We start from the raw sequence: 13,427 nt of genomic DNA on the forward strand, positions 1-13,427 counted from the left end.
CAGGGCGGCAAACTAGAAATCAAGTAAGTTCGAAGGAATTGATATGTATTTAAGCAAGTCTATTCTTGCGGGGGCTTTTAGCTTATTGGTGGCTCATGGCACCCATGCAGCGATTACCGAGCAAAGCTGGTCCTATACCTACACCACCGCGGGCAAGATGGAGACGGCGGATGGTCCGCGTACGGATGTTACCGATGTCACCACTTATACCTACGATGGTAATAATCGCCTAGCAACAACCACTAATGCTTTAGGTCACTTGGAATCTATCCTGGAGTACGATACGGCTGGTCGTCCTTTAAAAGCGCAGAATGCAAATGGTGTACAAACGCACTTTACCTATACGGCGCGTGGTTGGTTAAAAACTACGACGGTTAAAGCCGCCTCCGGTGATTTGGTCACTACCTATACCTATGATCCTGTGGGCCAGGTTACCAATATTGCCTATCCAGATGGCTCCAGCGTTACCTTTGAGTACGATGCCGCGCGGCGTTTAACCGCGACAGAAAACTCCCTGGGAGAGCGGGTGGAATACACCCTGGATGCCGCCGGTAATATCAAAGAAGAGAAGGTATTTGCTGCGGATGGCACAACCCTGGTGCGTTCCGTCAGCCGTAGTTACGATGAGCTGAGTCGCCTGATCGATGTCGATGGTAACAACGGCCAGAACACCTCTATTGCCTACGATAAAAACGGCAAGCGTATATCCACCACAGACGGTAATCAAAATAGCACCGGTGAAGCCCGCGATGCCCTGGGTCGGGTAGAAACGGTCACCGATGCCGATAGCAATCAGATCAAGTACACCTACGACAGTGCCGACCGTATCACCTCGGTCACTGATCAGCGTGGCAATAAGACGACTTACCAATACGACTTTGCCGGCAACCTGCTCAAGCTGACCAGCCCGGATACCGGGATTACCACCTACGATTACGACGAAGCCGGCAACCTCAAGGTACGCACCGATGCCCGTGGTATCACCGCCAATTACAGCTACGACGCCCTCAACCGCCTCACTGCCATTAGCTACCCAGGTAATACCAGTGAAAATGCCATTTTCATTTACGACAGTACCGAAGGAGGTAATAAAGGGATAGGGCAGCTCACCGGCTACAGTAACGATGCGGGCTCCACTGCGCTCACTTACGATGACCTGGGCCGAATTACCCGGCAGGACGACACCATTGCCAGCTGGAGCTTCAGCACCCAGTACAGCTACGACAGCCTTGGCCGTATCAGCAGTATTACCTATCCCTCCGGCCGCATCGTTAGCTACAGCCGCGATGCCCTGGGCCGTATTTCAGCAGTTACCTCAAAGGAAAATAGCCAAGCCAGTGCACGCCCACTGGTCAGCAATATCCAATACCAGCCCTTCGGCGGTATTAGCTCCATGGATTACGGCAATGGCATTACCCAACGCTATAGCTACGACCTGGATGGCCGCTTGGAAACCGTTAGCGCCTCAGGTATCGGCACTATCCGCTCCGAGTTCTATACCTACGACCTCGCCAACAATATCACCGGTATAGCCGACAACCTGGATAACACCAAAGACCGGGGTTTTATCTACGACAAACTTAACCGCCTCACTGACGAAGGGTTTGTCGAAGGGGAGAATCGCTACTACTACGACCTGGTTGGCAACCGCACGCAAAAGGATGAGAAGGATACTGAGAATACCCAGAACAGTACCGTCTACAACTATGAAGCCAACTCCAACCGCCTGACCAGCAAAGCTGGCAAAGTCTGGGTTACCGACGAGGTCGGCAACACCATCAGTAGTGAAGATGGCAGTAAGCTTTATACCTACAACCATGCCAACCGCCTCAAAACCTATAGCGAAGATGGCACACTTAAAGGTACCTACTACTACAACGCCCTCGGCCAAAGAGTGCGTACCGACAAAGCGGAAGACAACCTGCTGCACTACGACCTAAGTGGCCAATATCTGGGTGAAACCAATATGACTACTGATGGTAGTCCCATCCAAAGTCAGGTGGATTACATCTACGTTGATAACATGCCTATTGCCCAGGTAAGAACCACTTATAGCGACGGGCAGGTACAGAGTACAGCACTGACCTATCTTCACACCGATCACCTCAATACCCCTCGTATTGCTACCAATGAGAGTCAAGCGATTGTATGGCGCTGGGACAGTGATGCGTTTGGGAAATCCGAGCCTAATGCTGATGCGGATGGAGATACCAATCAGACCTTAGTGAATCTGAGATTCCCTGGGCAGATTAAAGGCACTGAGGCTCCGCATTACTATAACTATTTCAGGGATTATGATGCGGGTAGTGGGCGTTATTTGCAGAGTGATCCGATTGGTTTAGATGATGGGCCGAATACTTTCGTTTATGTAGGAGGCGACCCGGTAAATTCTTTTGATTCCAATGGATTAAATCGGCGACGAGTTAATGCCCCATCCAATAATCAAACGCTTATTAACTTACAGGTTAACACATTAGTAAATACTATTCGAAGAAATTATGACCCGGGATTTAGCTATCGAACAGTAAGGCCGCTAAATCATAGGTATAATCGCGATGACGTGACAGCTCTCCAAAATGCCTTGAATCAATATCAGCGTTACGGGCAATGTCCTGCCTCAGGGTATTCTCCAACTGGACAATCGGGTAGTCCTTTGAATGTATTGCCAGGGCCTTCAAACTTGCCCACTGCTATTAACGGAACTTTTTTCTCTTCGCACGCAATGCAAAGAATGCAAGGAAGAGGTATCCCTCCGTCAGCTGTTTTGAATACGATTAATAATGGCCAGGCTTCGCCAGGAAATCGGCCCGGCACAACTTATCATTCAGGTAGTAGAGTTAATGCAGTAACAAACTCCTCAACAGGCAATGTTGTAACTGTTATCCCATCAGGAGGTAGTTAAGTGGATTTGAAGACTCAGGCGAAAATAAAACGAATTGGACTTCTAGTCGGATTATATACCATAGATGATATTGTGAAGTGGGCGGAAAAAATAATTCTTGATCTTGATGATATAGAGGAATACGAGATCTTTGATATTGCAGGTGGTCAAATGATGAATGTAAACGAGATGTCTTCTTTACTTGCGCAGCTTTCAGGAGGGGAGGATTCTGAGAATGTATTGCCTCACTTGTATGCAGACCTAAAAAGTAAGGCTCAAAATTCTAGAGAAGGAGTTCGTTTAGCTGTTAGCTGTTTGGCAAACTTATCTTCTTTGACCTCTGGAAATGAGGGCTCCTTATATTTTAAGGATGCATTTGAAGATGCCGACAAAGGGGTTTATGGAAATGAATCTAGCTTGACTAACGAGCTATTTTTATTCTTAGAGAAAAAGTCACAATTTAAAAATAATTAATCCAATGAATGCCCAGTTATATGCTGGGCTTACCTCTTAAATCCAATTTTAGGGGTAGCCTTGGATATCCAACGCTTTTAAAGCTAGATTATAAGCAAGACCTTTTGTTTCAATGCATGCATGATGAGTAGTAGTCCAATCTAGACGATATTCTAAAGTAGATTAGTTCAGGCCAAATCTATCAGCACCTAAGTTGCTCGGCCTAGAAGTTTGCATAGAAGTTTCAATGTACTTCCTATTGTTCATAAAAAGCGGGCATAATGCTCGCTTTAATAAATAACTTCCTGTGAGTGACTCTTTTTGTAGTAATTCGATTTCTACAGCCTGTTGGGGAAGGTTCCACATGAGCGAAACCTCAATTCTGGTATTTATAATTTTCTCTTTATGTATTTCGTTACGCCCAGTTCAGCAAATAAGGAATATTCTCAAAGTCACCGGATGCTGTGATTTGAGTCACTTAGTGCTGTAATTCACACCTCTATTGTGAATCCTGCCTCTCAGCGACTTTAAAAATCCAGTTAAATCAACAAGTTACAGCTTTATCATACCAACAAGTGACTCTCGGATTCACAACATCTAGCGACTCTAATGTTATGGAGGCACACTATCTGGTGACTCAATCCGTTTTTGGCCTTGGGTCACTAGTTGCTATGAAAGATTCTCGGTCAATGTTGGAGCTCATTTAGGCAGACTAGGGTCATTTCCTCGCCCGGCTCTCCACGGTATGAGTCCATAAAGTGGCAGTTCCCCACTGTTACGCCTTTGGGAACAAAGTTGTGACCAAGGAAGAGGGCATCGATACCCTTAATCTTGAAAGGAGCAAGGCTTTTTAAGTCGGCTGAGTGTATTGTGTCCAAGCGCTCTCGAAAAAGTCGTTTGTATTCGGCCATTGTACGCTTCGCGTCGCCCATGCCTAGCTGATGCTGGTATAGCTGCTTAGCCAGGGGGGCCATAAGAAATCCTCTGAAGCCCTTGCAATCGCCCCCTCCTCTTCGAGCGATACTCCAGTGGACCAGGCTTTATCAATGGTAGCTAGGGCGTGCTGCGTAAGTGGTCAGCTATTGTTGAGAGCGTTCGCGTGGATCAGGCCAATACGCTGATCACCAGTATCTAACTCTATAGCCCAAGGCCAGTGCCTAATACGGTTCACTAAATATTGACGTTCTTCCGCCCTCAGCTTGTAGAACCATTCACCACCGTTAGATTTGTGCCTGGGTGCCGTTTCAGGATTCTCATGTCCAGCAATCATCATTGCTTCATGGTTGCCTAAAACACTGAAATAGGTTTGTTTGTCAATCAGTGAGAGTAAAGACTCGCTGTGAGGGCCTCTATCGATCAGATCTCCAAGGCAAAATAGGCGGTCGCAGGATGGATCGAAAGCAACCTCTTGCAGCTGTTTATCTAATTGATGTAAGTGGCCGTGGATATCTCCGACAACGAAATCCCGACCAAACTGGCTTCTTCCGATTTTTAGATAAATGCTCATGAATTTTAGGAGTTCGCTGCAAGTAAGTTCTTAAATTGTTAAAAGTTACGTCTTGGTCATCGGGGGTGATTTACAAAATTAGCGTAGGTGAGATTAGCATTTACCTTTTCTCTACTCCGGGCTCCATCTCAAGTCGTATATGGTCGAGGAATACAGCATCGCCTTTGCTAAGTGTTCGTAAAGTACCTCTTAGGTTTTGGGAGAATCGACACTATAGAATAAGACTTTTTTACCTCCTGTAGCGAATTATATCTAAAGCTGGTATTGGAGAAGAAGGTGAATAGAGGCTCTTTCAATAAATCATTTCCTAGATTGCCAGCATAAATAACACTCACCTATCCATTCATAAATATAATTTTGCTCGATGGTTTGACACCTTGAATTGTCTTCGTAGTTTCGCATGATTCCGTGACCAACTAAGGTATAAAGCTTTGCCCTCTGAGGTTTATTCTATTTATGATTGGTCATAATTTATCTGGTGACATTTCTTATACTAACCTTGAAGCTTACAACGTCGAGGTTCTCATTCTAATCCACCAAACATATAACAAGAAATAATTCTACGATTAGCCTGGCAAAAAAAATAAGTTCTGTCTGGTTTTATAGAAAATCATGTACGTCTGTGCCAGATTCATTGGTCTTAGATTATTGCTTTTCCACTTGATTTACCTAAGGTGAGACTTCAGACTCGCATATTTTTATAAGTGCGCATGATTTGGTGGGGAGGGAAATAAGAGATGAAAATTTTAGGTTGATTCACTCTGGTATATAAGGAAGTGGGATATATCTTGTTTTCATTACTACTCTGCTATTATCTCAAGTTTAAATCTATATCTTTATAAGCTAATTAAGAGCTGTATTCATGCATTATTTTTTTGGGTTTTTGTTATTCTTTTCAACTTCTATTGTTATGGCAAAGTGCCACAACATCGACAGGGGTTTTTTCTCAAGTTACAAGGCGGCTGAGCAGGCTTGTGAGGGTGATGCAGGAGGTGGCTTTAATTGTACCACCGGGCTGGATAATGACTCAGGGCTTAACTACCATGCTTATGCGCGTATAGAAGAAAGATCAGGGGAGATTTTGGAGCCGGTATCGGCTGGAGGACGTTGTGGATCTTCTTCAAGAACAGAGACTAGATATTTCTATTATTATAAATGGGATCTCTCTGAGTGGCAAAGTTGCACTGAGAAGACTGAAGGATATTATAGCTCGTATGAAGCTGCTGGAGAGGCCTGTAGTGCGGCCGCGGGTAATGGTTTTATTTGTACGACCGGGTTAGATAGGGAGACAGGTTATAATTATCATTCTTATCGAATACGAGAGCATGCTAATACTGGTGAGGGTGCTGATGTCATTCGGTCGGCGGGTGGTTCTTGTCTTGAGTGGATGTATCATACAACGGATTATTACTATTACTACTCCAATGAAGAGCCCAAGTGTGAAATGCCTACCACATGGAATGGGTCTCATTGTATTAAAGAGTGCCCAGTAGATAAGCCTTGGTCAGATAAAGTTCGTGATTGTGTAGCTCCTCCAGAACCTCAAAGCTGTGGTAATTTGGCAGGTAATCCGATCAATTTTCTTAATGGTCAAAAATTACAAAGGGAGTCAGTATTTTCCTTGACGGGTGATTTCCCTCTGACCTTTTCTTGGCTCTACAACAGCTTTGGTAATCAGATTAAGTCAGGTGCTGGTTATTCCATAAGCAAGTACTATACAGGTTCGAAGGTCACACATATTGAAGATCCTATTTCACTGAAGCAGAAAGCTATTACGTTTGCGCTGCCGCTTGATAGAGGAATAAACACCGAATATACCGGGAGCGCCAAAGATCACTGGCGCCATAATCACAGCTACTTTCTTGCCTACTATACATTGCCTGATGGTAAAACAGAGCGAATGATTGCATACCGTCCAAATGGAAATGATCTTCACTTTGAAAATGAGAATGGCAGTTTTGTAGCGGAGGCCAATAGGGATTGGCAGGTAACAAAAATATTAGATGAAAGTAATGAGTATTCCGGCTGGAAGCTTCAGGCAAATGCCCGCATAGAAACCTATGATACTGCTGGCCGTATTCTTCGTATAGAAAATCAGCAGGGACAGGGCATTAGCTATACCTATGATGATAATGGTGTTTATCAATCCTCTATTGCCGATGACAATGGCAATAGCGTTGCTCTTACCTGGATCGATGGCAAAGTAACCCAGATTACACGCAATAATGGGTCTGTCTACAAGTTTGCCTACACGGAAAATGGCTTGCTACAGTCTATTACTTTCCCTGGCAGCGATAACCCTCAACGTACTTTCCGCTATGAAGACAGTCGCTTCCCTAATGCCTTAACCGGGGTTACCGATGAGGCTGGAAAAATTTACAGCACTTTTGCTTATGACGATCTAGGCCGGGCAATTCGTACAGAGCACAACGGCGGTGCAGAATCTGTGGATGTGGAATATATCGATGAGAATACTCGTCGCCTTACCAATGCTCTCGGCAAGAAGACCACCTATAGCTATTCCGAAGTGAATGGGGTAAAGCGTATAAAATCAGTAGACGGAGAAGCATCCGCTAATTGTGCCGCAGCAAATAAGGCTTATACCTACGATGCTAATGGGTTTGTAGCTAGTGAAACGGACTGGGATGGCAATAAAACTACTTATACCCGAGACAACCTAGGGCGTGAATTGACTCGCACGGAAGCCGCTGGAACCCCCGAAGCCAAGCTAATAACTACCGAGTGGCATGAGACCCTCAATCTACCTAAAAAGGTCACTACTCCCGAGGCTATTACTGAGTACAGCTATGATCCCGAAGGTCATCTACTCAGTAAGAAAGTCACGCCAATAGAAGGTTCTTAATAAGAACGGTTTACACTAATTTTAAACAAAACCAACTTACGAAAAAGAAAGTTCGAAGGAATTGATATGTATTTTAGCAAGTCTATTCTTGCGGGGGCTTTTAGCTTATTGGTGGCCCATGGCACCCATGCGGCGATTACCGAGCAAAACTGGTCCTATACCTACACCACTGCGGGCAAGATGGAGACGGCGGATGGTCCGCGTACGGATGTTACCGATGTCACCACTTATACCTACGATGGTAATAATCGCCTAGCAACAACCACTAATGCTTTAGGTCACTTGGAATCTATCCTGGAGTACGATACGGCTGGTCGTCCTTTAAAAGCGCAGAATGCAAATGGTGTACAAACGCACTTTACCTATACGGCGCGTGGTTGGTTAAAAACTACGACGGTTAAAGCCGCCTCCGGTGATTTGGTCACTACCTATACCTATGATCCTGTGGGCCAGGTTACCAATATTGCCTATCCAGATGGCTCCAGCGTTACCTTTGAGTACGATGCCGCGCGGCGTTTAACCGCGACAGAAAACTCCCTGGGAGAGCGGGTGGAGTACACCCTGGATGCCGCCGGTAATATCAAAGAAGAGAAGGTATTTGCTGCCGATGGCACAACGCTGGTGCGTTCCGTCAGCCGCAGTTACGATGAGCTAAGTCGCCTGATCGATGTCGATGGCAATAACGGCCAGAACACCTCTATTGCCTACGATAAAAACGGTAAGCGTATATCCACCACAGACGGCAATCAAAACAGTACCGGTGAAGCCCGCGATGCCCTGGGCCGGGTCGAAACGGTCACCGATGCCGATAACAATCAGATCAAGTACACCTACGACAGTGCCGACCGCATCACCTCGGTCACTGATCAGCGTGGCAATAAGACGACTTACCAATACGACTTTGCCGGCAACCTGCTTAACCTGACCAGCCCCGATACCGGCATTACCACTTTCGATTACGATGAAGCTGGCAACCTCAAGGTACGCACCGATGCCCGTGGTATTACCGCCAACTACAGCTACGACGCCCTTAACCGCCTCACGGCGATTAGCTACCCAGGCAATAGCAGTGAAAATGCCATTTTCACTTATGACAGCATCGACGGTGGCAATAAAGGGATAGGGCAACTCACCGGCTATAGTAACGATGCGGGCTCCACTGCGCTCACTTACGATGACCTGGGCCGAATTACCCGGCAGGACGATATCATTGCCAGCTGGAACTTCAGTACCCAGTACGGCTACGACAGCCTTGGCCGTATCAGCAGTATTACCTATCCCTCCGGCCGCATCGTTAGCTACAGCCGCGATGCCCTGGGCCGTATCTCAGCTGTTACTTCAAAGGAAAATAGCCAAGCCAGCGCACACACACTGGTCAGCAATATCCAATACCAGCCCTTCGGCGGATTAGCTCCATGGATTACGGCAATGGCATTACCCAACGCTATAGCTACGACCTGGATGGCCGCCTGGAAACCGTTAGCGCCTCCGGTATCGGCACTATCCGCTCCGAGTTCTATACCTACGACTTCGCCAACAATATCACCGGTATAGCCGACAACCTGGACAATGCCAAAGACCGGGGTTTTATCTACGACAAACTTAACCGCCTCACCGACGAAGGGTTTGTCGAAGGGGAGAATCGCTACCACTACGACCCGGTTGGCAACCGCACGCAAAAAGATGAGAAGGATACTGAGAATACCCAGAGCAGTACCGTCTACAACTATGAAGCCAACTCCAATCGCCTGACCAACAAAGCTGGCAAAGTCTGGGTTACCGACGAGGTCGGCAACACGATCAGTAGTGAGGATGGCAGTAAGCTTTATACCTACAACCATGCCAACCGCCTCAAAACCTATAGCGAAGACGGCACACTCAAAGGTACCTACTACTACAACGCCCTCGGCCAAAGAGTGCGTACCGACAAAGCGGAAGACAACCTGCTGCATTACGACTTAAGTGGCCAATATCTGAGTGAAACCAATATGACTACCGATGGCAGTGCCATCCAGAGTCAGGTGGATTATATCTACGTTGATAACATGCCTGTTGCCCAGGTAAAAACCACTTACAACGAAGGGCAGGTGCAGAGCACAGCACTGACCTATCTTCACACCGATCACCTCAATACCCCTCGTATTGCTACCAATGAGAGTGAAGCGATTGTATGGCGTTGGGACAGTGATGCGTTTGGGAAATCCGAGCCTAATGCTGATGCGGATGGGGACACGAATCAGACCCTAGTGAACCTGCGATTCCCTGGGCAGATTAAAGGCGCTGAGGCTCCGCAATACTATAACTACTTCAGGGATTATGATGCGAGTAATGGGCGTTATTTGCAGAGTGATCCGATTGGTTTAAATGCTGGAATTAACACATTTGAGTATGTTACTAGCAATCCTATTATTTTTGTAGATTACTGGGGGTTAGAAGGAGTAATTGGCGATAAACTTAATCGTGTTGGACCAACCGATCAAAGTGGCAGGTCCGGACGTACTGGTAGTTACATTAGTGAGCCTACAGAAGCAACTCGTACATGGAAAGATAAAATGGCGAATCAAGCGGCTAGTAGAGCCCTTGGAAAACTGACGGGGAAGTTACTTAAGGTCGATCCTGCTACAGGACTCATAAGGGCAAATCCAATTGGTTTTGGATTGGGTGCACTTTTCTATTCTGAGCCAGGGGCATGTCAGACGTTAACATGTGATAAAGATGGGGATGGCTTATCGGATTGGCATCATGATCTTGGTCTGTGTGTAAAGGGGCTAAATAATTGAAGGTTGATTATGTCTATTTATTCAAAGTGGTGGTTCTCTGGAATAGTCATGCTGCCCTCCTATATCGCTGTAGCATTGGCGAGCACTCAGTTTAATGGGGGTTGGTGGATTTTAGCTTTAATCGTGTTTGTCTGGATAATTGGATATATATACTCGAAACTAATGGTTGATCAGTTTGGTTTTTTGAAGCATGTAAGCAAGATGAAAATCTTGTTTTTCATACTTCTGTTTCAAACTGGTTTAATTACTTTTTTTGGGGTATTTTTGCACGAGTTTGAGTGAGAATGAATTAGGTAATTTTATTCGTGATAGTCTATTACTAGTTAGAAAAACCTGATGATAAGAAAGGGCTCTTGGCCAAATATTGGACGATGAGCCGTCGCTCCAGATTACAACAGCTGGGCGAACCAATTTCAGTTCAAGCGGATACTAATTAGTTACTTATTAAGGGGGGATTAGCACGCTCTCCAAAAACTAGGGAACTTCAAGTAATTTGAAAGCGGGCTGATGCCAGCCCATGTCTTCAAAAGCCCCAGTTCTTGACTGGGGCTTTTTCTGTTAGACCTTAATTGCAGAAATCCACTTTATCCTCGCATAAATTCCCAAATCAAGTCGCATATAGTCGAGGAATGCAAAATCGCCATTGGTAAGGAGAAACACTAGGGCTGATTAAAGGTGTAATCGAAAAGGTCTGTCTTGATCGTTCTGTATTAACACCTCAAAGCCCAGCCAAGTACTGGGCTTTTACTTTTACTGGCGTCTCGCCTTCAAATCATCCGCAAAGGCCCGCCGGGCGTTGTGCTTGAGAATCAGACTTTCCAGCAGCGTTTTGACGATCTTCCGCTCTTCCTCGTTTGTGCATAAAAAAGCGGGCATAATACTCGCTTCAATACAAAACATCCTGTGAGTGGCTCTTTTTGTAGTAATTTCATTGCTACAGCCTGTTGGGGGAGGTTCCACATGAGCGAAACCTCATTATTGGTATCTATAACCTTCTCTATATGTATTTCGTTACGCCGAGCTCAGCAAATAAGAAATATTCTCAAAGTCACCAGATGGTGTGATTTGAGTCACTTAATGCTGTGACTTACAGCCACTTACCACTGCAGCGCGCCGTCGCTCTGATATTCGATAATGCGGGTTTCAAAAAATTTTTTCTTTTTGCGCAGGTCCACAACCTCAGACATCCACGGGAATGGGTTCTGTGCGCCAGGGAATTTTTCTTTGGGGCCCTGCTGGCTGAAGCGACGGTTAGCAATGCGCTGGAAGAAGCTGCTTGATGAGTGAGGGAGAGGGGCCTCGCTCTGCTAAAACGTTAATGAGTCACTCATTATCCGGGATTTAGCAGGCTCCACTAAAAATAGACTCCGAGGGGGCAGGGTGTATTGCAATGAGTGTTGAGTTTGGTGGGGGCCTGTGGAAAGGCAAGGAAAGCCTTTTTACGCTTCTGTTTTAACTATTCAGAATTTAAATAAAAAAAACGGGCTGAAAGCCCGTTTTCAATACTTCTCTTCCTGTGAGCGACTACTTTTTCCTTTTGTAGTAATTCACTGGCCGGAAGCCTCTCTTACCACTGTAGTGCGCCGCCGGTTTGATATTCGATAACGCGGGTTTCAAAGAAGTTTTTCTCTTTGCGCAGGTCCATAATCTCAGACATCCACGGGAATGGGTTCTGTGCGCCTGGGAATTGCTCTTTCAGACCCAGCTGGCTGAGGCGGCGGTTGGCGATAAACTGGAGGTATTCCTCCATCATATTCGCATTCATGCCGAGTACGCCGCGGGGCATGGTGTCGCGGGCGTAGGCCACTTCGAGTTCCATACCTTCGAGAATCATCTGGGTCACTTCCTGCTGGAATTCCGCCGTCCACAGGTGTGGGTTTTCCAGCTTGATCTGGTTGATCACGTCGATGCCGAAGTTCAGGTGCATAGACTCGTCGCGCAGGATGTACTGGAACTGCTCGGCAACACCGGTCATTTTGTTGCGGCGGCCCATGGACAGGATCTGGCTGAAACCACAGTAGAAGAAGATACCTTCGGTGACGGCATAGAAGGCGATCAGGTTGCGCAGCAGCTCCTGGTCGGATTCAACGGTGCCGGTTTTGAAGTTGGGATCGCCAATGGCCTGAGTGTGGGACAGGCTCCAGGCCGCCTTTTTGGCAACGGCGGGTACTTCGCGGTACATATTGAAGACTTCGCCTTCATCCATGCCCAGGGATTCTACACAGTACTGGTAGGCGTGGGTGTGGATGGCTTCTTCAAAAGACTGGCGCAGCAGGTACTGGCGGCACTCTGGGTTGGTGATATGACGGTAGATCGCCAGTACCAGGTTGTTGGCAACCAGGGAGTCTGCGGTGGAGAAATAACCCAGGGAGTATTCTACGATGCGACGCTCGTCCTCGGTCAGACCGTTGGGGTCTTTCCACATGGACACGTCTTTGTTCATGTTGATTTCCTGGGGCATCCAGTGGTTGGCGCAGCCATCCAGGTATTTTTGCCAGGCCCAGTCGTATTTAAAGGGGACCAGCTGGTTGAGGTCGGCGCGGCAATTAATAATGCGCTTTTCATCCACCTGGATGCGGGCTGCGCCCATTTCCAGTTCTTCCAGGCCGGGCGCTGGGTCCAGGCTGGCAACGGCTGCACGTGCAGCTTCAACAGCGGCGGAGCCATTTTTTGTGGTGGAGCTCGCTGGAGCTTCCGCAGAGTAAGAAGCGCTGGGCTCTTGTACGGATTTCGCCTGGGGCTCCGCTGCGGTCTGCGCCTTAACGGCTTTTTCGGGTTGTTGGGGCTTTGTCTCGAAATCGTCCCAGCTCAGCATAGTCGGCCCTTTTAATCGGTCTCGTTATCAAAAATTCGATATTAATTTCTGTGTTCTTCCTGGCGCTACATTCGCAGAGCGAGGCCAGGGGTGCTATTCCGGAATTTTCCGGCAGTGGTCAATCGCTG

At 46.9% G+C, this 13,427-nt stretch carries 8 protein-coding genes and 1 pseudogene; 5 read left to right on the plus strand and 4 right to left on the minus strand.

Translation table 11 applies throughout. The features are described 5' to 3' along the window. Window positions 1–43: 43 nt before the first annotated feature. Both ACJJIT_RS04610 and ACJJIT_RS04615 read left to right on the plus strand, forming a co-directional pair. Window positions 44–2,902: an RHS repeat-associated core domain-containing protein gene (locus tag ACJJIT_RS04610; RefSeq protein ID WP_444900118.1), complete on the plus strand. Its 2,859-nt coding sequence runs from the start codon at window positions 44–46 to the stop codon at window positions 2,900–2,902. Then, window positions 2,903–3,355 carry a hypothetical protein gene (locus ACJJIT_RS04615; protein ID WP_444900119.1) on the plus strand — a complete coding sequence of 151 codons (453 nt, stop codon included), beginning with the start codon at window positions 2,903–2,905 and terminating at the stop codon, window positions 3,353–3,355. Between the two features lie 665 nt (window positions 3,356–4,020). Here ACJJIT_RS04615 and ACJJIT_RS04620 read toward each other — a convergent pair. Together ACJJIT_RS04620 and ACJJIT_RS04625 are read right to left on the minus strand one after the other, a co-directional pair. Beyond that, a complete protein-coding gene (locus ACJJIT_RS04620) occupies window positions 4,021–4,308 on the minus strand; it encodes a hypothetical protein (RefSeq protein WP_444900120.1) in 288 nt (95 codons plus the stop codon). 101 nt (window positions 4,309–4,409) lie between these two features. Next, on the minus strand, window positions 4,410–4,841 hold the full coding sequence (locus ACJJIT_RS04625) for a metallophosphoesterase (RefSeq protein WP_444900121.1): 432 nt from the start codon (window positions 4,839–4,841) through the stop codon (window positions 4,410–4,412). Between the two features lie 862 nt (window positions 4,842–5,703). Between ACJJIT_RS04625 and ACJJIT_RS04630 the strand changes: the two genes are divergently transcribed. The 3 genes from ACJJIT_RS04630 (at window position 5,704) to ACJJIT_RS04640 (ending at window position 10,484) form a co-directional block, all read left to right on the plus strand. After that, on the plus strand, window positions 5,704–7,704 hold the full coding sequence (locus tag ACJJIT_RS04630; RefSeq protein ID WP_444900122.1) for a DUF6531 domain-containing protein: 2,001 nt from the start codon (window positions 5,704–5,706) through the stop codon (window positions 7,702–7,704). Between the two features lie 66 nt (window positions 7,705–7,770). Beyond that, entirely contained in the window at window positions 7,771–9,258 is a 1,488-nt protein-coding gene (locus ACJJIT_RS04635; protein WP_444900123.1) for a hypothetical protein, read from the plus strand. Between the two features lie 491 nt (window positions 9,259–9,749). Then, window positions 9,750–10,484 (plus strand): RHS repeat domain-containing protein, encoded by a 735-nt coding sequence (locus tag ACJJIT_RS04640; RefSeq protein WP_444900890.1) that lies wholly within the window; start codon window positions 9,750–9,752, stop codon window positions 10,482–10,484. 1,097 nt (window positions 10,485–11,581) lie between these two features. On the opposite strand, the pseudogene ACJJIT_RS04645 reads toward ACJJIT_RS04640, so the two are convergent. After that, window positions 11,582–11,743 (minus strand): annotated as a pseudogene (locus tag ACJJIT_RS04645) (ribonucleotide-diphosphate reductase subunit beta); the annotation flags it as partial. A 308-nt stretch (window positions 11,744–12,051) separates the two neighbouring features. Beyond that, complete coding sequence (locus ACJJIT_RS04650) at window positions 12,052–13,299, minus strand: ribonucleotide-diphosphate reductase subunit beta (protein WP_444889675.1); 1,248 nt, start codon at window positions 13,297–13,299, stop codon at window positions 12,052–12,054. Window positions 13,300–13,427: the final 128 nt, after the last annotated feature.

It is taken from the genome of Microbulbifer mixtoriginis (SeqCode) (assembly GCF_052467515.1).

Coding starts and splice junctions, on each gene's coding strand:
- ACJJIT_RS04610 (WP_444900118.1), top strand. CDS start 44: ATGTATTTAAGCAAGTCTATTCTTGCGGGGGCTTTTAGCTTATTGGTG.
- ACJJIT_RS04620 (WP_444900120.1), bottom strand. CDS start 4,308: ATGGCCCCCCTGGCTAAGCAGCTATACCAGCATCAGCTAGGCATGGGC.
- ACJJIT_RS04625 (WP_444900121.1), bottom strand. CDS start 4,841: ATGAGCATTTATCTAAAAATCGGAAGAAGCCAGTTTGGTCGGGATTTC.
- ACJJIT_RS04630 (WP_444900122.1), top strand. CDS start 5,704: ATGCATTATTTTTTTGGGTTTTTGTTATTCTTTTCAACTTCTATTGTT.
- ACJJIT_RS04635 (WP_444900123.1), top strand. CDS start 7,771: ATGTATTTTAGCAAGTCTATTCTTGCGGGGGCTTTTAGCTTATTGGTG.
- ACJJIT_RS04640 (WP_444900890.1), top strand. CDS start 9,750: ATGCCTGTTGCCCAGGTAAAAACCACTTACAACGAAGGGCAGGTGCAG.
- ACJJIT_RS04650 (WP_444889675.1), bottom strand. CDS start 13,299: ATGCTGAGCTGGGACGATTTCGAGACAAAGCCCCAACAACCCGAAAAA.